The following is a 21,880-nucleotide window of genomic DNA, read 5'->3' as shown; positions in this document are numbered from 1 at the left end:
ATCAACAATGAATATGAACGAAATACAAAGAATTGAACAGCTGCGCAAGGAGCTTCACGAGCACAACTACCGTTATTATGTGCTGAACCAGCCTACCATTGGCGACCAGGAGTTCGACTTTATGATGCACGAACTGCAGGACCTGGAGGCGAAGCACCCAGAGATGGCGGACCCCAATTCGCCCACCCAGCGCGTGGGTAGCGACCTGAATGCGGAGTTCCGTCAGGTGGAGCATAAATACCCCATGCTCTCGCTGGCCAACACCTACAACGAGCAGGATGTGGCCGACTGGTACGAGAGCGTGAAGAAAGGCTTGGCTGGCGAGGATTTTGAGGTGTGTTGCGAGATGAAATACGACGGACTGTCGATTTCGCTCACCTACGTGGATGGCAAGCTGACGCAGGCTGTGACACGTGGCGATGGCGTACATGGCGACGACGTGACTGCAAACGTGAAAACGATACGAAGCATACCTTTGGTATTGACACCACCTGCAAGCGACGACCTGTTTGCTGCCCCCGCCTACCCTAGCGAGTTCGAGATCAGAGGCGAGATTCTGATGCCTTGGAGCGTGTTTGAGCGCCTGAACAAGGAGCGCGAAGAGGCCGAAGAGCCACTCTTCGCCAACCCACGAAACGCTGCGAGCGGCACACTGAAGAGTCAGAAGTCGAGCTTGGTAGCCTCGCGCCAGTTGGATGCCTACCTGTATTATCTATTGGGCGAAGAACTGCCTGCCGAGGGACATTTCGAGAACCTGGAAGTGGCTCGTCAATGGGGCTTCAAGATATCAGAGGGCATGAAGAAGGTGAAGACGCTGCAGCAGATCTACGACTTCATCAACTATTGGGACACCGAGCGCAAAAAACTGCCTGTGGCTACGGATGGTATCGTGCTGAAGGTGAACTCTCTACGCCAGCAGCGCGCCTTAGGCTTTACAGCCAAGAGTCCACGTTGGGCCATCGCCTATAAGTTCAAGGCCGAGCGTGTTTGCACCCGACTGAACGAGGTCACCTATCAGGTGGGCCGTACAGGCGCCATCACGCCTGTGGCCAATATGGATCCCGTGCAGCTGGCAGGTACAACAGTTAAACGCGCCACACTGAACAACGAGGATTTCATCAAGAGTTTCGACCTGCATATCGGCGACTATGTATATGTAGAGAAAGGTGGCGAGATTATCCCAAAGATTGTTGGTGTGGATATCGACCAGCGCCCCATCATCGCCCAGCCCGTAGAGTTTATCAAGCGCTGTCCAGAATGCGGCACGCCATTGGTTCGCTACGAGGGCGAGGCTGCCTGGTATTGCCCTAACGACAGTGGTTGTCCGCCACAAATCAAGGGCCGCATCGAGCACTTCATAGCCCGCAAGGCGATGAACATCGACTCGCTTGGTCCAGAGACTGTGGATGATTATTATCGCCACCACCTTATCAACAACATTGCCGACCTGTACGATATTGATGTGCAGCAGATTAATGGCGATGGTAGTCGCACCAAATCAGCCCAGCGTGTGGTGAATGGTATCGCAGCCTCGAAGGAAGTACCTTTCGAGCGTGTGGTGTTTGCTTTAGGCATCCGCTTTGTGGGCGAGACATCGGCCAAGCTGTTGGCGCGCCACTTCAAGAATATTGACGCTCTGATGCATGCCGGTATTGAAGAACTGCAGGAGATTGAGGGTATCGGCGAGGTGATGGCCAAGAGCATTATCACCTACTTCCATAACGAGGAGAACCTGAAGATCATCGAGCGATTGAGGGCCTATGGTTTACAGATGGAGCTCTCTGAGGCTCAGACGGCTAACGTATCCGACAAGTTGGCTGGACAGAGCGTTGTAATCAGTGGCGTTTTTGCGCATCACAGTCGCGATGAATACAAAGCCATCATCGAGCAGAATGGCGGAAAGAATGTGGGCAGCATCAGCAGTAAAACCTCGTTTATACTGGCTGGCGAGAATATGGGTCCATCGAAACTGCAGAAAGCTGAGAAATTGGGAATAAGAATTGTTTCAGAAGAAGAATTCATAGAAATGATTCAGTAACTATCAATTAGTCTTCATCCCAATAAGAGATAGTGCGTGTCTGGACGACTTCCATCGTCTGGGCACGCTGTCCTTTCAGCCAGTTGGTAATGTGGAGCGTGTTTTTAGTCCAGTTGTCGTTATCGTCGCGCTCTTCGATGTTGTATTTCATCGTTACACTCATGATACACTCGTTGTCCTTATCAAAGGCTTTCTGACTCTGCTGAACCATCTCACCATCGTCATTCCATTTGTAATCAGTAACCAGTTTCAGACCTGATACCATATTGGTCTGGATGGTGCGTTTCAGATTGCCAGCGTCGTTATAATCGTAGGTAATCTGCTTTTTCTCGCCACCTTCAGTAAGCGTGGCAGCCATGAGATAGCCCACCTGATTATATTTGCGTTCTGTGAGTCCTACCGATTCAAGTTTGCCCATCTCGTCGAAATGCTCGATAGGATTCTCAGCCACAGGATTCTCTGTGATAACCTCCTGTACAAATCCCTTCAACCCCATGTTCGACACATCCTTATAATAAGGCGACATGTTGAGATAATAGTAGCTGATGGAGTGTGCACCGTTTTCATGGAGCATGACGCTCTGACGGATATAACCATAGTCAGTCAGGATATAGAGCGAACCATCGCCCTTTGCCTTGAAGTTGCCCCACTCGCGCTGCAGCTTACCCAACAGATACTTCTGGTTGCGCTCATAGAGCTCACGTGTGCGATAAGGACCGCAGGTAACGGTAGCCTCGCTGAACAGCTTGGTATGCTCGTTGACTGTCACCTCGAGCCGTGCATCCTTGATACCATAGAAATCACCTTTGAAATGATAGGTATCATCGTCGTCTGCACCAGCAACAGCCTCGAATCCCACACTCTTCAATGCCTGGATAAATGCCGAATCAGGGCCTTCGAGAGGCGCATCCATCAGCGTGATACACTTAGGATCGTAGATGGCCTGACTCCAAGCCATCTGCACCGCCCATAGCAGAAAAACAAGTAATCCTATCTTTTTCATTACGTGTGCAAAAGTAAGTAGAAAAAGCGAAAACGCCAAATAATCAGTAAAATTTAACAAGATATCAATCTTTTTTATTACCTTTGCAGCCATGAAGAAGGGACTGGTATTAGAAGGTGGCGCCATGCGTGGGCTGTTTACAGCTGGCGTCCTCGATGTCATGATGGAAGCGCATGTAGAGCCTGATGGACTGATTGGTGTATCGGCAGGAGCAGCCTTTGGATGCAACTATAAGAGCCGCCAACCTGGTCGCGCCCTGCGTTACAACAAGCGCTTTGCGCACGACAACCGCTACTGCAGCTGGCAGTCGTGGCTGAAAACGGGAAACTTGTATAACGCAGAATTCGGCTATCATATCATCCCTACCCAATACGACATTTTCGATGATCAGGCGTTCGAAGAGAACCCGATGGCGTTCTATGCCGTATGTACCGATGTGCTGACTGGTAAGCCTGTTTACAAGCAGCTGACCAAAGGCGAACAGCTGACCTACGATTGGATCCGCGCTTCAGCATCCATGCCTTTGGCCTCGAAAATAGTAGAGCTTGAAGGTATGAAAGTTCTTGACGGCGGCGTGGCAGATTCCATTCCTTTGGAGTATTTCGAGAACATCGGCTACGAGAAAAACCTGGTGATACTCACCCAACCCGACGGCTACGTCAAGGAGCACAACAAGCTGATGCCGCTGATGCGCATAGCCCTCAGGAAATATCCCAACATGATTGAGGCGATGGACAAGCGACACATTATGTACAACCAGCAGTTGTCATATGTGTATCAGGCAGAGTCGACAGGCCGTGCATTGGTCATCCGTCCTGAAGCACCTTTGAAGATCGGACACATCTCTCACGACCCAGAAGAGATGCAGCGCATCTACGATATCGGTCGAGAGACCGGCATGAAATATATAGAAAGAATTAAAGCATTTTTTAGATGAGAATTGATATTATAACCGTACTGCCAGAGATGTTGGAAGGCTTTGTTCACGAGTCGATCCTGGCAAGAGCAGAAAAGAAAGGATTAGCCGAAATCCGTTTACACAACCTGAGAGACTACACCCTTGACAAATGGCGTCGAGTGGACGATTATCCATACGGAGGCAGCGCAGGCATGGTGATGCAGTGCGAGCCTATTGATCGTTGTATCACCGCCCTGAAAGCTGAGCGCGATTACGACGAAGTTATCTTTACATCGCCAGATGGCGAGCGTTTCGACCAGCATATGGCCAACGAACTCTCGCTGAAGGGGAATCTGATTATCTTAGCAGGCCATTATAAAGGTATCGACCAGCGTATCCGTGAACACTTGATCACCAAAGAGATCTCTATTGGCGACTTCGTGCTGACAGGTGGCGAACTGGTGGCAGCCATGATTGCCGATGCCATTGTACGCGTAGTGCCAGGTGTAATTGGCGACGAACAGAGTGCCTTGAGCGACTGTTTCCAGGATGATATCTTGGCAGCACCTATCTATACGCGCCCTGCCGACTACAAAGGCTGGAAAGTGCCAGAGATATTACTGAGCGGCAACGAAGCCAAAATACGTGAGTGGGAGTTTGAGCAAGCGATGGAACGCACCCGCAGGCTTCGCCCCGACTTGCTGAAAGAGAAATAAAACAAATATCCCCCGCCAGCTGGCGGGGGATATTTGTTTATTTTGCGAAGCGTTCGGCTTGTGAGCGAATCAGCTCTGTATCGTTGAAGTAGTCGATACGCATAGCCTTGCGAACCTCATCCATGGTCTGGGCACCAACCTCGCGGGCCTGCTCTGTACCCTTCTTCAGGATGTTGTAGATTTCAGGGATATCCTTCTCAAACTCAGCACGACGCTGGCGCATGGGCTCCAGGAACTGGTTGAGCACCTGATTCAGGAACTTCTTGCACTTCATATCGCCCAGTCCACCACGACGGTAGTGATCCTTCAGCTCGTCCAGATTCTGATACTCTGGCCAGAAATTCTTGAAGTCCTCATCAGTTGAGAAAGCATCGAGATAGGTGAACACAGCGTTACCCTCCACGTGACCAGGATCGTTCAGGTTCACGTGCTCAGGGTCAGTGTACATTGAGCGAACCTTCTGCCATACATCATCGGCAGTATCAGAGAGGTAGATGCAGTTGCCCAGCGACTTCGACATTTTCTCCTTACCATCGGTACCAGGCAGACGACGAGCAGTCAGATTCTCAGGCAGCATGATATTGGGTTCAACCAATACAGGTGCATAGATCTGATTGAAACGGCGCACCAGCTCACGGGTCACCTCGAGCATAGGCTCTTGGTCCTCACCTGCAGGAACAGTAGTTGCCTTGAACAGGGTGATGTCAGCAGCCTGCGACACAGGGTAGCAGAAGAATCCAAGAGGAATACTCTCGCCTTCGAAACCACGCATCTTCACTTCAGTCTTAACAGTTGGGTTGCGCTGTACACGGCTCACCGAAACCAGGTTCATCAGATAGGTTGTCAGCTCAGCCAGCTCAGGAATCTGACTCTGGATAAAGAGCGTGCACTTTTCTGGATCAAGTCCTGCAGCAAGGTAGTCGAGCGCCACCTCAATGATGTTCTGACGAATCTTCTCAGGATTGTCCGCATTATCGGTCAGAGCCTGCACATCGGCCATGAACACAAACATGCGATCAAAATCGCCCTGATTCTGCAATTGCACACGTCGACGCAGTGAGCCTACATAGTGCCCTAAGTGAAGTTTACCAGTGGGACGGTCGCCCGTCAAAATTACTTTTCCCATATGTCTTTTAGTCTTATTTTTCAAATTTGCGTGCAAAGGTACGAAATAAATTCTACTAATCTGCATAAATATTGTAAAAAATAGAGTTAAAAGGGTTGCTTTTTGATAAATAATATGTATCTTTGCCGACAAAATGAATATAAATAACGTATTTTCGACAAATGTTTAACATAGATACTTATGTAAATAGACGTCAGGAACTGAAGAAACTCGTAGGCGAAGGAGTTATCATCTTGTTTGGAAACAACGATTCACCGGTTAATTATCCGGCCAATGCCTATGCGCCCATGCGCCAGGATTCTTCGTTTCTGTACTACTTCGGACAGCACCGCGACGGGCTGGTTGGTGTGATTGATATCGATAACGACGAAGAGTGGCTCTTCGGTGATGATATCGACGTAGAGGATATTGTATGGATGGGCTTCACCCCATCGGTAGCCGATCTGGCTGCTGAGGTAGGTGTGAAAAAGACCGCTCCCATGAAGGAGCTTGCCAAGATATGCACACCTGATAAAAAGGTACACTTCCTGCCCCCCTACCGCTTCGATACCAAGATTCAGATCATGGATCTGTTGGGCATCCATCCCAACCAGCAGAAGGAGCAGGCTTCGCTGAAGCTTATCAAGGCTGTAGTCAAGATGCGCGCCACCAAGGAGCCTCAGGAGATTGAGGCCATTGAGCGTGCCTGCGAGGTGGGCTATATGATGCACACCACAGCGCAGAAGCTGATCCGTCCAGGTGTGACAGAGCGTTACATCGGCGGACAGGTGGACGGTATCGCCCGCAGTCTGGCTCAGGGCACCAGCTTTGCCACCATCTTCAGCCAGCATGGCGAGATTATGCATGGTAACCCATCGGATGCCCAACTGGAGGCTGGCCGACTGGCACTCTGCGATGCAGGTTGCGAGCTCGACGACTATTGTTCTGACCACACCCGCACCATGCCTGTTAACGGTAAATTCAGTCAGCGTCAATTGGAAATCTACTCGATTGTAGAGGCCTGTCATGATTATGCCATCGAGGTGGCAAAGCCAGGTGTAAGATATATGGATGTACACTTTGCCGTGTGCCGACTGATGACTGAGCGCCTGAAGGAGCTCGGCCTGATGAAGGGTGACACCGACGAGGCTGTTCGCGCTGGCGCTCATGCCATGTTCCTGCCTCACGGACTGGGCCACATGATGGGTATGGACGTTCACGATATGGAGGGTCTGGGTCAGATCTACGTTGGCTTCGACGAGGAGACACGTCCTAACCTGGAGCAGTTTGGTACCAACTGTCTGCGCATGGGTCGCAAGCTCGAAGAGGGCTTTGTGATTACCGACGAACCTGGTATCTACTTCATTCCACAACTTATCGACGAGTGGAAAGCCAGCGGACATTGCAAGGAGTTCCTGAACTTCGACAAGCTCGAGACCTACAAGGACTTCGGCGGTATCCGCATTGAGGACGACATCCTGATCACCAAGGACGGATGCCGATTCTTAGGCAAGCAGCGCATTCCTTATCATCCAAAGGATGTAGAGGATTTTATGGCCGCAAAATAGAAATAGTTTTTGGGATAAAACAATTAGGGGAAATAGGAAATAATTATAAAAATAACACAAAATGAAGAAAATGACAACACTTGCGCTCGCTACATTGGTAGCTCTGAGCGCATCGGCAGCCAAGAAGAAGGCGCCAGCAAAAGATGCCAACAAGCCAGTATTCACTGTGGTGAAGGAGAACCCCATCACCAGCATCAAGGACCAGAACCGTTCGGGTACGTGCTGGGACTACTCTACCCTCTCTTATTTCGAGGCAGAGATTCTGAAGGCTACTGGTAAGACTTACGATCTCGACGAGTCGTTCGTAGCCAACAAGACCTACATGGAGCGCGCTATCCAGGTGGTTCGCTATCATGGCGACTGCCAGTTTGCTCAGGGCGGATCGGCCGAGGACGTACTCCACACACTGAAGACTCACGGTATCGTGCCTCAGGGCATCATGCCTTTCCCTGGCTCACTGTATGGCGACTCACTCAACAACTTCAACGAGTTCTTCGGTCAGCTGGAGCCTTACGTTGCAGCTATTGCCAAGAGCAGCGCCCGTAAGATCTCAAACCAGTGGAAGGTTGGCTTGCAGGGTATCCTCGATGCCTACCTGGGCAAGTGCCCTGAGAAGTTCACCTTCGAGGGCAAGGAGTACACCCCAAAGAGCTTCATGGCTACACTCGGTCTGAACCTCGACGACTATGTCAGCATCACCAGCTATACTCACCATCCCTTCTACTCTACTTTCGCTGTAGAGGTACAGGACAACTGGCGCTTCCCACAGAGCTACAACCTGCCTATGGACGAGATGATGCGCGTGATCGACAATGCTGTTGAGAACGGCTACACCATCGCTTGGGGCGGCGACGTATCAGAAGAGGGTTTCACCCGCAATGGTCTGGCTTACGCTGTTGACGGCAACGCCACCAAGAGCCTGGCTGGTAGCGATATGGCCCGTTGGCTGAACCTGTCACCCGACAAGAAGCGCAACGTGATCGACTCACTGGGTTGCAAGGTGCCTGAGGTAAAGCCTACCCAGCAGATGCGCCAGGAGCGTTTCGACAACTGGGAGCTGACCGACGACCACGGCATGCTGATCTACGGTGTGGCAAAGGACCAGAACGGCAAACTGTATTACATGGTAAAGAACTCTTGGGGCGAGACTGGTGCCTACAAGGGAATCTGGTATATGACCAAGGACTACATCGCTCTGAACACGATGGACTTCCTGATTAATAAGAACGCTATTCCTGCAGATATACGTAAAAAGCTCGGTATCTAATGCATTTTAAATGGAATTACGAACCACCTACATCAGAACAACAAACGGCGGCTAAGGAGCTCGGTGAGAAAATCGGCATGAGTCCGATACTCGCCAAACTCCTTATCCAGCGAGGCATCAAGACGGAGAGCGCTGCCAAGCGCTTCTTCCGTCCGATGCTGAACGAGCTGATCGATCCGTTCCTGATGAACGACATGGATGTGGCGGTAGACAGGCTCAACGACGCCATGGGGCGTAAAGAGCGCATCATGGTCTACGGCGACTACGATGTCGATGGATGTACGGCGGTTGCCTTGGTGTACAAATTCCTGCAGCAGTTCTATTCCAATATCGAATATTATATCCCCGACCGTTACGAAGAAGGATATGGTATCAGCAAGAAAGGACTGCACTATGCTGCGGAAAAAGGCATCAAGCTCATTATAGTACTTGACTGCGGTATCAAGGCAATTGAAGAGATTGCTTATGCCAAGAGTCTGGGTATTGATTTCATCATCTGTGACCACCACGTCCCAGATGATGAATTGCCTAATGCCGTTGCTATTCTGAACCCCAAACGCGTAGATTCTACCTACCCCTTCAAAGACCTGTGCGGCTGTGGTGTAGGCTTTAAACTGATGCAGGCCTTTGCCAAGAACAACGGCATCCCCTTCTCACGACTGATACCTCTGCTCGACTTCTGTGCTGTCAGCATTGCGGCCGATATCGTACCCATCATGGGCGAGAACCGCATCCTGGCCTATCACGGACTGAAGCAGCTCAATCAGAGTCCATCGGTGGGCTTGAAAGCCATCATCGACATCTGCGGACTGACAGGGCGCGAAATCACCATGAGCGATATCGTGTTCAAGATCGGCCCACGTATCAATGCATCAGGACGCATGCAGAATGGTACCGAGGCTGTCGACCTGCTGGTTGAAAAAGACCTGCAGAAAGCGCTATCGGAGGCTAATCATATCAACGAATACAACGAGCAGCGTAAGGATGTAGACAAGCAGATGACCGAAGAGGCCAACCAGATAGTAGAAAAGCTGGAGAGCCAGAAACAGAATGCCAGCATCGTGCTCTACGATGAGAACTGGAAGAAAGGCGTCATCGGTATTGTGGCATCCCGCCTCACCGAGCTCTATTACAAGCCCACGGTGGTGCTCACCAAGTTTAATGGTATCGCCACAGGCTCTGCACGCAGTGTGGCTGGCTACGACATCTACGATGCCATCAAGAGCTGTCGCGATCTGCTCGAGAATTTCGGTGGTCATACCTATGCAGTCGGTCTGTCGCTGAAAATCGAGAATATCCCCGAGTTCCGCAGCCGTTTCCAGAAGTACGTGATGGAACATATCCAGCCCGAACAGACAGAGGCTACCCTCGATATCGATGCCATGATCGACTTCAAGGAGGTCACCAAGAAACTGCACAACGACCTGAAGAAGTTTGCCCCTCATGGTCCCGACAACCCCAAGCCACTGTTCTGCACACGTAATGTGTACGACTACGGCACCTCGAAGGTAGTGGGTCGCCAACAGGAGCATATCAAGCTCGAACTGGTCGACTCCAAGTCGAGCAACGTACTCAATGGTATTGCCTTCGGCCAGAGCGGTTCGGCACGCTATATCAAGTCGAAACGTTCGTTCGATATCGTCTATACCATCGAGGACAACATCTACAAGCGCACTGAGGTCCAGTTGCAGATTGAAGATATTCAACCCTCTGAGAGTGAATAGTGAATAGTGAGTGTGAAGAGTGATCAATATCAACAGATACTTAAACAATACTGGGGCTACGATGATTTCCGCGGAATTCAGCGCGAAATCATCGAGTCTATCGGTAGTGGCCACGACACCTTAGGCTTGATGCCTACAGGTGGCGGCAAGTCGATCACCTTCCAGGTACCAGCCTTAGCACAAGCAGGTACGTGTATCGTCATCACCCCACTCATTGCCTTGATGAAGGACCAGGTCGACAATCTGCGTCGACGCAGCATTAAGGCAGCAGCCATCTACAGCGGTCTGACCCGCGAGGAGATTATCATCACCCTCGAGAACGCCATCTTTGGCGGCATCAAGTTGCTCTACGTCTCACCAGAGCGACTCTCGTCCGATCTTTTTCAAGCCAAGCTCCGCCACATGCAGGTGAGCTTTATCACGGTCGATGAGGCCCATTGTATTTCGCAGTGGGGCTACGATTTCCGTCCCTCCTACCTGCAGATTGCACAGATACGCAAGCTGGTACCCGACGTGCCCGTATTGGCACTCACTGCCACCGCCACCCCACAGGTGGTTGACGACATCCAGGAGCGCCTGAAAGTTCATAGTTCAAAGACAAATGTTCAAAGTTTCAACGTCTTCCGCATGAGCTTCGAGCGCAAGAACCTGGCTTATGTGGTGCGTCAGGCCGATGATAAGATCGGGCAGTTCATCCATATCCTCAAGAGCATGAAAGGCTCGGCCATTGTCTATGCGCGCAGTCGCCGTCGCACCAAAGAGTATGCCGAGCTACTCAACGAGGCAGGCATCAGCGCCACCTTCTACCACGCAGGCTTGGACGCCTGTGCCAAGGACCAGCGTCAGCGTGAGTGGCAGGCCAACCAGCAACGCGTGATGGTGGCCACCAACGCCTTTGGTATGGGTATCGACAAACCCGATGTACGGTTGGTGATCCATGTAGACTGTCCTGACAGCATCGAGGCCTACTTCCAGGAGGCAGGTCGTGCTGGTCGCGATGGTCTGAAGGCCTATGCCGTACTGCTTTACAACCATGCCGACGAGCGCAAGCTGCAGAAGCGCATTGCCGACACCTTCCCCGACAAGGACTATATCCGTCAGGTATATGAGCATCTGGCCTACTATTATCAGATAGGCGTAGGCTCGGGCTACGGCTTTACCTTCGAGTTTAATATCGATAAGTTCTGTCATAACTTCCACCACTTCCCCATCCAGGTCGATTCTGCGCTCAAGATACTGCAGCGTGCCGGCTATATCGAGTACACCGAAGAGCAGGAAAATCAGGCACGCGTCATGTTCACCGTGAGCCGTAACGACCTGTACCGATTAGAGAACAACAGCGCCAACGAAGAGCTGGTCATCACTGCCCTCCTGCGCAACTACGGCGGTCTCTTCACCGATTACAACTATATCGACGAGGCCTTTCTCGCCACCGTCACCCAGCTGCAGCCCCAGCAGGTATATCTCACGCTGAAGAGTCTGTCGCAGCGCCACATCCTGCATTTCATTCCGCAGAAGAAGACCCCCTACATCCGCTATACCCAGCGCCGCGAGGATATGGAGCATATCCAGCTGATGCCCGAGGTGTACGAGGAACGCAAGTCGCAGTTCGCACAGCGCATCCACGCCATGATTGAATATGCCACCTGCAACGATGTATGCCGCAGTCGCCAGCTGTTGCGCTATTTCGGCGAGCACAACGATCACGACTGTGCCCAGTGCGATGTCTGTCTGACGCACCGCAAGGAGGGGTTGGTGTCAGAGCCACGCATGAACCAGGCTGCCACCCGCATCCTGCAACTGCTCAGCGACGGACAGCCCCACCCCATAACAGACATAAAAAGCATCGAGCTGCCCGAAAGCGAACTCGATGCTGCATTGGATTATCTTTCCGACGAGGAGTATATCCGCCAGGCCGACGGCCTCGTCTCAAAAATCTGATTCTTTCTTTTAGAAGTCCAGCTTCAACTGGCGATCATCCTCCTGGTCGTGCTCGTGGCAGTAGCTGCTGCCATCAAAGCAGTGTGTGCACACGCGGCACTTATCCATGCCGATGCTCTTCACCAGGTCCTCCAGTTTGGCAAACTTCAGTGAGGTCAGGCCCAGGCGCTTGGCAATCTCATCCACCATACGCTTGTACTCTGGTGAGTCGGTCTGGGCATATTTCTCTAAGTTCTTCTTGTCGTCGCCCTCGAAATCCTTGATGATACGACGGGTAATCAGCTCCATATCGCTCTTCGATGAGGTGAAGCCGATAAACGGACAGCCATACACCAGTGGTGGACAAGAGATACGACAGTGCACCTCCTTGGCGCCATACTCAAAGAAGGTCTTCACGTTGTCCTTCAGCTGAGTGCCACGTACGATAGAGTCGTCGCAGAACACCACGCGCTGATCCTTCAGCAGGGCTGGGTTAGGAATCAGCTTCATCTTAGCCACCAGCGAGCGACGCTCCTGGTTGCCAGGTGTAAACGAGCGTGGCCAGGTAGGTGTATATTTCAGTACGGCACGCTTGTAAGGCACACCCTTACCCTCGGCATAACCCAGCGCCATACCAACACCCGAGTCGGGCACACCGCAAACGCAGTCCACCTCGGTATCGTCCTTCTCACCCATCATCTTACCATTGGTCTCACGCACATTCTCTACGTTGATACCATTATAGTCCGAAGCAGGGAATCCGTAGTACACCCAGAGGAACGAACAGATCTGCTCGCGCTTGAATGGGGCCTGAAGCACCTCCATCTTGTCAGCTGTCAGCAGCACAATCTCGCCTGGTCCCAGGTCTCTCACACGCTTATAATCGAGATTGGGGAAACTGGTCGTCTCGCTGCTCACAGCGTAGGCACCCTCCTTCTGGCCAATCACGATAGGTGTGCGGCCCAGGAAGTCGCGTGCGGCAATGATTCCCTTCTCAGTGAGGATGAGCATGGAGCACGAGCCCTCAATCTTTTTATATACCAGGTTGATACCCTCAACGAAGGTGCGCCCCATATTGATGAGCAGGGCCACCAGTTCGGTCTGGTTGATGGTGTTGGCCGAATACTCGCTGAAGTGCATACGACGGTCCAGTAGTTCCTGTGCAATCTCCTCCAGGTTATTGATTTTCGCTACTGTCACCACAGCATAGCGACCTAAGTGCGAGTTAACGAGTATGGGTTGTGGGTCGGTATCGCTGATGACGCCGATACCCTGTTGTCCTGAAAACGAGTCGAGTTCATCCTCAAACTTCGAGCGGAAGTAATCACGCTCCAGGTTGTGAATCTTACGACTAAATCCTTTCTCCTTATCAAACGTTACCAATCCCGCACGCTTAGTACCCAGGTGCGAATTATAATCGGTGCCGTAGAACAGATCGTTCACACAGCACTTAGTGGAAATGGTTCCAAAAAATCCACCCATACCTATTAATTAAAATAATACAGGAACGAAGCGATACCCTCGAGTGCGGGTTTGCGCTGTCCCTCGATTTCAATTCTGAACTCAATCTCGGCCTTACAGATACCACGCAGGTTCTGAATGTTGTGCAGTTTGGTCACCAGGCGCACTTTCGAACCTGTGATGACAGGCTGTCCGAAACGCATCTTGTCCATGCCGTAGTTAACCAGCATCTTGATGTTGTTCACCTCGATGATCTGGTCCCACATATAAGGCAGCAACGACAGTGTCAGATAACCATGAGCGATGGTACTCTGATACTGGCTCTCCTTCTTAGCACGCTCCACATCGACATGTATCCACTGATGGTCGAGAGTGGCATCGGCAAACATGTTAATACGGTCCTGATCTACTTGCAGCCAATCAGAAGCGCCGAGCTCCTCACCTAAGTGGGCTGCGAATTCATCGTACGAATTAATTACTAATTTTCCCATATCATATTTTAAAATGAATCACGGGGATGCGTGTGCACCCCCGTGATTGTAGTGTTATACGTCTTGGTTCTCAGGACGCAGCTTACGCACGGTCTCACCAGCGCGCCACATTTCCTGATTACGCATAGCCTCCAACTCCTTCTCCAGTCCGGCGCGGTAGTCGGGCTTCGAGTTAGCGTCGATGGTAATCTGAGCCTCATTACCCGTCTGTACCGAGTAGTACAACCACTCCATCACGGGTTTGATAGCATCGTGGAATCGTGGAGCCCAGTCGAGCGCACCACGCTGAGCGGTGGTCGAGCAGTTAGCATACATCCAGTCCATACCCTTAGCACCGAACAGAGGGCCAAGGCTCTGGGTCAATTCCTCAACAGTCTCATTGAAAGCTTCCGAGGGAGAGTGTCCATGCTCGCGCAGCACCTCGTACTGAGCCAGCAGCAGTCCCTGAATGGCACCCATCAGCGATCCACGCTCACCAGTCAAGTCAGATGTAGCCTCACGCTCGAAGGTTGTCTCAAACATATATCCAGCACCGATACCGATACCGAAGGCCAGTGTCTTCTCCTTAGCGTTACCAGTAGCATCCTGGTAAACAGCATACGAACAGTTCAGTCCGCGCCCCTCGCAGAACATGGTGCGAAGACTGGTACCTGAGCCCTTAGGAGCCACCATAATCACATCGACATCCTTTGGAGGAACAACGCCTGTGCGATCGCTCCAGTTGATGGCAAAGCCATGACTGTAGTAAAGCGTCTTACCAGGTTTCAGATACTGCTTGATGGTGGGCCACTGCTGAATCTGACCAGCGTCTGAAAGCAGCATGCAGAGGATAGTACCCTTCTCAGCGGCCTCCTCGATCGAGAACAGAGTCTCGCCAGGAACCCATCCGTCGGCAACAGCCTTGTCGTAGGTCTTGCCAGGGCGCTGTCCCACAATCACATTGAATCCGTTATCACGCAGGTTGCAGGCCTGACCTGGACCCTGAACGCCATAACCGATCACAGCGATGGTTTCATTCTTCAATACTTCACGTGCTTTCTCGAGTGAGAACTCTTTGCTGGTGACTACAGTCTCTGTAACGCCACCGAAATTCATTTGTGCCATATAGCTTTAAATTTTTAACTCGGCTTGCCTCTTTGGCTCGCCAAGATGTTGTACTTTATCCCTGCGTCCTGTGCCAGCCCTACCCGAGAGCCGTCGTCTTGTCAGTTCGCTCCCACCCTACACGAGGATGCGACTTGGGCGTTAACTATTTAAATCGGCTGCAAAATTAAGCATTTCTGCCCATACTGCCAAAAAAATCCCTGCGTTTTTTTTATTTTTTATGCGAACACCTTCACAATCTCCTCCAACCACTGTTTGTCGGTATCGTCGAAGGTAGCCAGATCCTTGCTGTCAATGTCGAGCACCGCCGTAATCTCACCATTGGCAGCCCTTACAGGCACCACGATTTCCGAACGCGACTCACTGCTGCAGGCGATGTGCCCAGGAAACAGCTCCACATCGGGCACCACAATGGTCTCGCCCTGCTTCCAAGCCGTTCCGCACACGCCCTTCCCGTAGCCTATATGCATGCAGGCCACAGGCCCCTGGAAAGGGCCCAGTACCAGCTCACCGTTCTTTACCCGATAGAATCCTGTCCACCAGAATCCCATCTCTAAGTGTATCGCAGCAGCCACATTAGCCATCACTGCCACCTCATCTGTCTCTCCCGCTGTCAGCGCCTTAATCTGCTCTGTCAGCATTCTGTATGTCTCAACCTTATTCATATCTGAATCTAATTTTGCCTGCAAAGGTAGTATTTTTTTCTTTGCAGACAAAATTATTAAAGCATTATTCACAATACCTACGCTTGTATCAGCCTCACCTTTCTACGATTATCCTTAGGTCGCACGGCGAAGTGCAGCCAGATGGTGCCGCTGATGATGATTCGACCATCCTATAGTATAAGAGCTGATAGTGTTATACTATAGGGGCGTTAGTATGATACTAAAGGGCTGTTGGTGTTATACTACAGCACCGTTAGTGTCATACCATAGGGGGAAGATGGGGAAGATGTTTTCTATATAATATTAAAATTAAATACCTAAATCACTTACATTGACGATTGAGAGATTTAGGTATTTCTTTCGCATATTCCTATATATATATCTTCCCCATCTTCCCCCCAAAAAATAGCATCTATCGCAACAGCGATCGTAACGGCACTGGGAGCTACCTCGTGTATGGGGTATTAGAAAAGAATCAGGGAGCGCACAACAACGCTCCCTGATTTGTGTTTTTTATGATTCTTACCAGCCGGGATTCTGTTTCAATGCAGGATTCAAGCGGATCTGCTGCAAAGGAATAGGTGCCAGATAGTCACGCTGCGAGAAGTTCAGATTAGCTGCGAGCACAGCAATCGAACGGCCATAGTCGGGGTCGTTTACACCAGAACCTTCGTAGATGCCATAGAGCAATGGATACTTTTCGGGATAATAACAAGGTTCGCCAAAATAAGTACGGTCGTTAGCCTTCTCTGTGGTGTAAGCCGTGTTCAACACATGGCGGCCGAGTTTCTGACCACGCAGGTTGATATGAGCGATACCCCACCGCTTCAGGTCGTCCATACGGAAGCCTTCGCCGAAGAGCTCGCAGGCACGTTCACGACGGATCTCATCGAGCATGGTCATCTTGTGGCACACCGTCTTGTTCTCGTTCCAATCCCACCAACCGGCATCCCACACATCGGCAATGAGCGCATTGGTGAGGTGAGCCACGCGGGCACGATCACGCAACTGATTGATTGAGATATCCAAATCGGCATCTGAGATCTTGCCGTTGCCCAGTTCGCATGTGGCCTCGGCATAATTCAGAAAGACCTCTGCCAAACGCAGGATAGGCCAGTCGGCCGACTCGGTGTTCATATCGCGGTTAGCACCCTCGATCAGATACTTACGGCTGCCATAGCCATAAAAAGTGGTGTTATTACGCAAGGTAGGTCTGAAAATACCAGTGGCACTGGTGTACACGGGATCGTTGGCATCGAACACATCGTTGTTCTTCGGGAAAACGGGTGTAGGATAAGGCTGGCCCAGAACAGTGCACTGACGGTTATCCTCCGGACGGCTACTCCACGTTGTACGGTCAGGCACGAAAGTGGCACTCACAAAGCGGTAGTCGCGATGGTAATACTCGCCACAGAAGGTATCCCAGCCTTCAAACTCAGGATTGTTCTGGGCATCGTCCATCTGACCTGTATAGCTGATACGGATGGGCAGACCATTACGGCAAAGGAACGACTCGCCGAACTGGGCGCTGATACCAACGGCCTGCCAGGTGATGGCTGTGTGGGAGAGATTGAGGCCGCCACGCTTCAAGTCGTAATCATACTTCTTGCTGATAATAAACTCCTTATTGGTGGTCTTGCCTGCTCCCATGAAGTTGGGGATATTGCCTCCCTTATCATCAATATTAAACAGATAGTAGTAGCTCAGCGTGTCGCACTCATTCCAGAGCTGATAAGTACCATTGGCACTCTCGTCGATGACTGCCTTCGAAGCCTGTTTCGACTCTGTCAGCATGGCCTCTATGGATGGATAGCCAGCAGGTTTTGCAGCACCTGCCCCACTCTGATTGCCATCGCCATTCAGATCGTAACCGATATTGGGCACATACTTCTCCCATGTGGCCTCATAGAGCAGCACACGTCCCAGGAATGCCTGGGCTGCCTCACGACTGATATGCCCCTTATCTGTATTCGAGATAGTGCTCTCACGCGGCAGCAGCTCAACAGCCTTTCTCAAATCCTCAAGCAGGAAGCTGAACACCTCGTAACGAGAATTGCGGGCTCCATAAAGCGCCTCATCATTCACATCCAGTTTATGGTCGATGACAGGCACACCACCAAACTCTTTCAAGAGATTAAAATAGGCGAATGCACGGAAGAAACAGGCTGTTCCAACAGCACCTGCGATAGTACTCTTGTCGCCATCGAAAGCCTCAGCCTTCTCAAGCAGGATATTATACTGGCGGATATTACTGTAGTTATTATTCCACACACTGCTACTCTCGGGAGCCGAGCCTCCACCATTCTGACTCAGACCACCAATATCCGTATTGCGGTCCATGGTGTCGTAGCTCCATCCTGGCAGATGGTTATAGAACTGGTTGGCAGCCTGTGCGAAATGGTCGGCCGTCTTGAAGACGATGGCCTCAGTTCCTTGTGACAAAGGCTCTTTCTCAAGGAAGTCACTGCATGATGTCATGGCAAATGCTGCCACTGACACTGCATATATCATCTTATTGATTGATTTCATGATTTTTGATTTTACTGTTTGTACTTTGATTTAGAATGTCACGTCGAGACCAACGGTCAACAAACGACTGAAGGGGAAGGTGTTATTTGAGGATTCACCATATTCCGGATCATAGCCGTCCTTGACTTTGGTCCACTCCCACAAATCGTCGCCTGCGAAATAAACACGTGCCTTTGACAAGCCAACTTTCTGAGTCAGGTTCTGAGGCAAAGTATAGCCGATGACCAGCGACTTCAGACGTACATAACGGTTATCCTGTACACTGACATCCTTGTTTTCGTAGTTCCAGCGACTGAAAGCGTTATTACGCGAAGCGATGGCATATTCAGCATCGGGATTATCGTACGACCACATCTTATCCTTGAAAGTGGCGTTCTGCATCACGTAGTTGGTAATCCATGGTGCATAGAAGTTACCATTACGCAGCACCTTCTGTTTCCAAACTCCCTGGAAGAAAGCTGAGAAATCGATACCCTTCCATTCCAGTCCTAACTTGAATCCGAAATTCAGACGTGGAGCAGCATCGCCTGCATAATAGATATCATCACGGGTGATGGCACCATCGCCATTCAGGTCGACTACCTTACGGGCACCTGGGCGCAAACTGGTCACACTCTTTTCGCCTGGTGCGGGTAGCACGTTGTTGGCTTTCGGGCCTGTATGGTCGGCATTCCAATAATATTTCTCATAATAGGCATCCACCTCATCCTGAGTCTTAAACAGACCATCAGTCTGATACACATAGATAGCACGACGTGGACCACCTACTAAGCGATTCTCATTGATACCGGGATTAGGCACATTCTCGTTGTTGGTCAGCTTCTGTATCTTCGACCAGGCATCAGAGAGCTGGAAGCCGAGGTTGTAGCTCAGTTCGCCTATCTTATCTCTCCAATTGATAGCAAACTCCCAACCACGGGCACGGAACTCGCCATCGTTCACCTTTGGTGCCGAGGCACCCAATACTGAGGGATATTCAACACTGATGAACATGCCGTTATTCGACTTAACGAAATAATCGAACGAACCATTCAGACGGTTATTGAACAGCGTGAAGTCGAGACCCACATCGTGGCTGTTGATCGTTTCCCAAGTACGTTGGTCGCTGGTCATCGAGCCTAACCAGAGTGTGGACTGTGTAGCAGGATTCAGTCCGAAGAGTGCTGTTCCTGTGCTCACACTGGCATAACGTTCATAGTTACCGATGCCCTCCACGCTACCAGTCTTACCATAGTTATAACGCAGTTTCAGGTCGTTGAGCCACGTCAGCGATTTCAGGAACTTCTCGTTCGACAAACGCCAGTAGCCTGATACTGAGTAGAAATTCTTCCAGCGCTGCGACTCCGACAGTTTAGATGAACCATCACGACGTCCGAGGAACTCTATGGCATAAGTATCATTATACGAATAGTTCAAACGGGTGATATACGAAAGCAGACTCCACGCATGCTGTCCACCCGATGCTGTATTGTTGGTTCCTGTTGCAAAGACGTTCAGATCAGTCAGTCCTGAGCCCTCGTAAAGCGGACCCTGGCTGCGACCTGCTGTAATAGTCTTATAGCTTTCCTGTTCACCAGTCATACCAACCATAGCCGAAACACGGTGTACATCAGCAAATGTACGGTTATAGTTCAACTGAGCACCTAAATTCAGGTTAGCATATTTGGGCGAAGACTCACTGATAGAGCCAGGACCACGCTTATTACCTGTCATTGTTCCTACCCAGTCATAGTACTGAACCTTGTACTGGACAGTCTGCGACGCAGCCTCTGTACGCTTATAAGCTCCCGTAGTGGTCAGCGTCAAGCCTTTCACAAACTGACTGAAGTCATAGGTAGCGCCAAGACTTCCACGGAAGATGGTGTAGTCGACCGTGTTCTGTCCGCCATAGATCAAGCCGCCTACAGGGTTACGATTACCACTGAACGTATCGTAGGGATCGCCATTCTCGTTGTACACAGCCCAGAACCAGGGATCAGTCCAGCCTGCACCTACATCAGTATTCGGTGTAGTAACCTTACGACGCTCAAACGAGATATTGGTATCGAATTTCAGGTATTTATTAGCCTGATAGTCGGCATTCAGTCGGGCACTCCATTTCTTCTGTCCGTCTTCGGCCACTTTCAACTGCGATTGGGCATTCTCATAACCTAACGACAAACGATAGCCAAACTTGTCGTCGGCACCTGAAATACCAATGTTATGCTTCTGGGAGGTAGCCTGACCATAGATATAATCCATAATATAGTTGTTGGGCTCCCATCGCTCCACCTTGTCGCCATTCTGCAAGGTCAGCGTCTTGCCCTCAAGCAGTGCATTAAACAGCGCCTCGCCTTTGTAGATACGTGGTGCTCCTGTGGCTGGGTCGATATCCGTCTGATCCAGTGTGGCACCACCAAACGAATTGAATACCCACCAGTTGATACTGTTATGAATCTCTGTAGGATCGGTCAGACCTGTCTGTACCATCGCATCGTTGTACTGAGCCTCGTAGAACATCTCGAGCCACTCACGGTTGGTGGTAAGCGGTGCCTGAATACCATTGATGGTACGACTGAACGAACCGTTATAGGTAATCTGTGCCTTCCCCGTCTTACCGCGTTTGGTTGTGACCAGTATGACACCCGAAGCAGCACGGGCTCCATAAATAGCAGCCGAAGCATCCTTCAGTACCGATATGCTCTCAATATCATTTCCATTCATCGAGTTCAACTCATCGAGCGAACCAGTCACACCATCGATGATAATCAATGGTGTACTACTACCATTGATCGAGATGTCGCCTCGAATCTGCATGGTTGCAGCCTCATTACCTGGACGGGTAGAAGTACGCGTAATGGTGAGTCCTGGAATCTCACCCTGCAAAGCCACCGTTGTACTGCTCACACCACGGTCCTTATATACATCATCACCTTTGATCTGGCTGATGGCACTGGTCAGCGATGCCTTCTTGGTGACACCATATCCAGTTACCACCACCTCGTCGAGGAGACTATTATCCTCTTTCATCGAGATTTTAAGGTTATCAGCCGCTTTCACCACTACATCCTTATAACCGATGTACGACACCACCAGTGTACCAGTAGCGTTACTAAGCGTGAAACGACCATTGAAATCGGTAACGGTTGCATTGTTTGTACCTTTGACCTTGATAGTTGCTCCGATAATTGGATCACCATTCTGGTCGACGACCTGGCCTTTGACAACATGCTGCTGTTGCACAGCCTGGATGTTCTTCACACCAGTGGCCTGCAACGTCTGACACGTCATCGTAAAGGCTGAAGCCAACAGCATCCCAGCGAGATGACTGTGAAAAGAAAGATTGTTTACTTTTTGCTTCATAATGATTACTTAATAAATTAATAGTTTTTTAGTTTATACTAATGTTTAT

The 21,880-nt window shown here is 50.6% G+C and carries 16 protein-coding genes; 8 read left to right on the top strand and 8 right to left on the bottom strand.

Features of this window, described 5'->3' with window-relative positions; translation table 11 throughout:
• Positions 1-13: 13 nt before the first annotated feature.
• Positions 14-2,038, top strand: a complete 2,025-nt coding sequence (ligA, locus tag T495_RS0113150; protein ID WP_033149037.1) for an NAD-dependent DNA ligase LigA — start codon at positions 14-16, stop codon at positions 2,036-2,038.
• A 7-nt stretch (positions 2,039-2,045) separates the two neighbouring features.
• Here the strand turns inward: ligA and T495_RS0113145 are convergent, their stop codons facing one another.
• On the bottom strand, positions 2,046-3,041 hold the full coding sequence (locus T495_RS0113145; protein ID WP_033149004.1) for a hypothetical protein: 996 nt from the start codon (positions 3,039-3,041) through the stop codon (positions 2,046-2,048).
• A 91-nt stretch (positions 3,042-3,132) separates the two neighbouring features.
• Between T495_RS0113145 and T495_RS0113140 the strand changes: the two genes are divergently transcribed.
• The gene (locus T495_RS0113140; protein WP_028903975.1) at positions 3,133-3,978 is read left to right on the top strand and encodes a patatin family protein; all 846 of its coding nucleotides are present in this window, start codon (positions 3,133-3,135) and stop codon (positions 3,976-3,978) included.
• Positions 3,975-4,655, top strand: a complete 681-nt coding sequence (gene trmD / locus T495_RS0113135) for a tRNA (guanosine(37)-N1)-methyltransferase TrmD (protein WP_028903976.1) — start codon at positions 3,975-3,977, stop codon at positions 4,653-4,655. Before T495_RS0113140 ends, trmD begins: the two co-directional genes overlap by 4 nt.
• Positions 4,656-4,692: 37 nt before the next feature.
• Here the strand turns inward: trmD and trpS are convergent, their stop codons facing one another.
• Positions 4,693-5,781 carry a tryptophan--tRNA ligase gene (gene trpS, locus T495_RS0113130; protein WP_028904422.1) on the bottom strand — a complete coding sequence of 363 codons (1,089 nt, stop codon included), beginning with the start codon at positions 5,779-5,781 and terminating at the stop codon, positions 4,693-4,695.
• A gap of 161 nt (positions 5,782-5,942) precedes the next feature.
• On the opposite strand from trpS, the gene T495_RS0113125 reads away from it, so the two are divergent.
• The 4 genes from T495_RS0113125 (at position 5,943) to T495_RS0113110 (ending at position 12,260) form a co-directional block, all read left to right on the top strand.
• Positions 5,943-7,328, top strand: coding sequence for an aminopeptidase P family protein (locus T495_RS0113125; RefSeq protein ID WP_028904421.1), 1,386 nt, complete (start codon positions 5,943-5,945; stop codon positions 7,326-7,328).
• A gap of 61 nt (positions 7,329-7,389) precedes the next feature.
• Complete coding sequence (locus T495_RS0113120) at positions 7,390-8,595, top strand: aminopeptidase C (RefSeq protein ID WP_028904420.1); 1,206 nt, start codon at positions 7,390-7,392, stop codon at positions 8,593-8,595.
• Positions 8,595-10,319: a single-stranded-DNA-specific exonuclease RecJ gene (gene recJ / locus T495_RS0113115; RefSeq protein ID WP_033149003.1), complete on the top strand. Its 1,725-nt coding sequence runs from the start codon at positions 8,595-8,597 to the stop codon at positions 10,317-10,319. The genes T495_RS0113120 and recJ overlap by 1 nt, the downstream gene beginning before the upstream one ends.
• A 12-nt stretch (positions 10,320-10,331) precedes the next feature.
• Positions 10,332-12,260: an ATP-dependent DNA helicase RecQ gene (locus T495_RS0113110; RefSeq protein ID WP_033149036.1), complete on the top strand. Its 1,929-nt coding sequence runs from the start codon at positions 10,332-10,334 to the stop codon at positions 12,258-12,260.
• Positions 12,261-12,269: 9 nt separating this feature from the next.
• Here the strand turns inward: T495_RS0113110 and T495_RS0113105 are convergent, their stop codons facing one another.
• From T495_RS0113105 to T495_RS0113090, 4 genes are all read right to left on the bottom strand, one after another.
• The gene (locus T495_RS0113105) at positions 12,270-13,721 is read right to left on the bottom strand and encodes an amidophosphoribosyltransferase (RefSeq protein WP_033149002.1); all 1,452 of its coding nucleotides are present in this window, start codon (positions 13,719-13,721) and stop codon (positions 12,270-12,272) included.
• Between the two features lie 5 nt (positions 13,722-13,726).
• Positions 13,727-14,191, bottom strand: a complete 465-nt coding sequence (locus tag T495_RS0113100) for a MaoC family dehydratase (RefSeq protein ID WP_028904417.1) — start codon at positions 14,189-14,191, stop codon at positions 13,727-13,729.
• A 54-nt stretch (positions 14,192-14,245) separates the two neighbouring features.
• Positions 14,246-15,295 carry a ketol-acid reductoisomerase gene (ilvC, locus tag T495_RS0113095; protein ID WP_028904416.1) on the bottom strand — a complete coding sequence of 350 codons (1,050 nt, stop codon included), beginning with the start codon at positions 15,293-15,295 and terminating at the stop codon, positions 14,246-14,248.
• A 218-nt stretch (positions 15,296-15,513) separates the two neighbouring features.
• Positions 15,514-15,960 (bottom strand): GAF domain-containing protein, encoded by a 447-nt coding sequence (locus T495_RS0113090; protein ID WP_028904415.1) that lies wholly within the window; start codon positions 15,958-15,960, stop codon positions 15,514-15,516.
• 366 nt (positions 15,961-16,326) lie between these two features.
• Between T495_RS0113090 and T495_RS16395 the strand changes: the two genes are divergently transcribed.
• Positions 16,327-16,428, top strand: a complete 102-nt coding sequence (locus T495_RS16395) for a smalltalk protein (protein WP_155950172.1) — start codon at positions 16,327-16,329, stop codon at positions 16,426-16,428.
• 54 nt (positions 16,429-16,482) lie between these two features.
• Here T495_RS16395 and T495_RS0113085 read toward each other — a convergent pair whose 3' ends face one another.
• Positions 16,483-18,489: a RagB/SusD family nutrient uptake outer membrane protein gene (locus T495_RS0113085; RefSeq protein WP_033149001.1), complete on the bottom strand. Its 2,007-nt coding sequence runs from the start codon at positions 18,487-18,489 to the stop codon at positions 16,483-16,485.
• A gap of 30 nt (positions 18,490-18,519) precedes the next feature.
• On the bottom strand, positions 18,520-21,831 hold the full coding sequence (locus T495_RS0113080; RefSeq protein WP_033149000.1) for a TonB-dependent receptor: 3,312 nt from the start codon (positions 21,829-21,831) through the stop codon (positions 18,520-18,522).
• Positions 21,832-21,880 lie beyond the last annotated feature (49 nt).

The sequence above is a fragment of the Prevotella sp. P6B1 genome, from assembly GCF_000702825.1.
Classification (GTDB): domain Bacteria; phylum Bacteroidota; class Bacteroidia; order Bacteroidales; family Bacteroidaceae; genus Prevotella.
The sequence above is the reverse complement of the archived record's forward strand: the minus strand, read 5'-3'. Positions and strand labels throughout refer to the sequence as shown.

What these genes read in the sequence shown, in the direction of transcription:
- ligA (WP_033149037.1), top strand. Translation starts at nt 14, where the DNA reads ATGAACGAAATACAAAGAATTGAACAGCTGCGCAAGGAGCTTCACGAG.
- T495_RS0113145 (WP_033149004.1), bottom strand. Translation starts at nt 3,041, where the DNA reads ATGAAAAAGATAGGATTACTTGTTTTTCTGCTATGGGCGGTGCAGATG.
- T495_RS0113140 (WP_028903975.1), top strand. Translation starts at nt 3,133, where the DNA reads ATGAAGAAGGGACTGGTATTAGAAGGTGGCGCCATGCGTGGGCTGTTT.
- trmD (WP_028903976.1), top strand. Translation starts at nt 3,975, where the DNA reads ATGAGAATTGATATTATAACCGTACTGCCAGAGATGTTGGAAGGCTTT.
- trpS (WP_028904422.1), bottom strand. Translation starts at nt 5,781, where the DNA reads ATGGGAAAAGTAATTTTGACGGGCGACCGTCCCACTGGTAAACTTCAC.
- T495_RS0113125 (WP_028904421.1), top strand. Translation starts at nt 5,943, where the DNA reads ATGTTTAACATAGATACTTATGTAAATAGACGTCAGGAACTGAAGAAA.
- T495_RS0113120 (WP_028904420.1), top strand. Translation starts at nt 7,390, where the DNA reads ATGAAGAAAATGACAACACTTGCGCTCGCTACATTGGTAGCTCTGAGC.
- recJ (WP_033149003.1), top strand. Translation starts at nt 8,595, where the DNA reads ATGCATTTTAAATGGAATTACGAACCACCTACATCAGAACAACAAACG.
- T495_RS0113105 (WP_033149002.1), bottom strand. Translation starts at nt 13,721, where the DNA reads ATGGGTGGATTTTTTGGAACCATTTCCACTAAGTGCTGTGTGAACGAT.
- T495_RS0113100 (WP_028904417.1), bottom strand. Translation starts at nt 14,191, where the DNA reads ATGGGAAAATTAGTAATTAATTCGTACGATGAATTCGCAGCCCACTTA.
- ilvC (WP_028904416.1), bottom strand. Translation starts at nt 15,295, where the DNA reads ATGGCACAAATGAATTTCGGTGGCGTTACAGAGACTGTAGTCACCAGC.
- T495_RS0113090 (WP_028904415.1), bottom strand. Translation starts at nt 15,960, where the DNA reads ATGAATAAGGTTGAGACATACAGAATGCTGACAGAGCAGATTAAGGCG.
- T495_RS0113085 (WP_033149001.1), bottom strand. Translation starts at nt 18,489, where the DNA reads ATGAAATCAATCAATAAGATGATATATGCAGTGTCAGTGGCAGCATTT.
- T495_RS0113080 (WP_033149000.1), bottom strand. Translation starts at nt 21,831, where the DNA reads ATGAAGCAAAAAGTAAACAATCTTTCTTTTCACAGTCATCTCGCTGGG.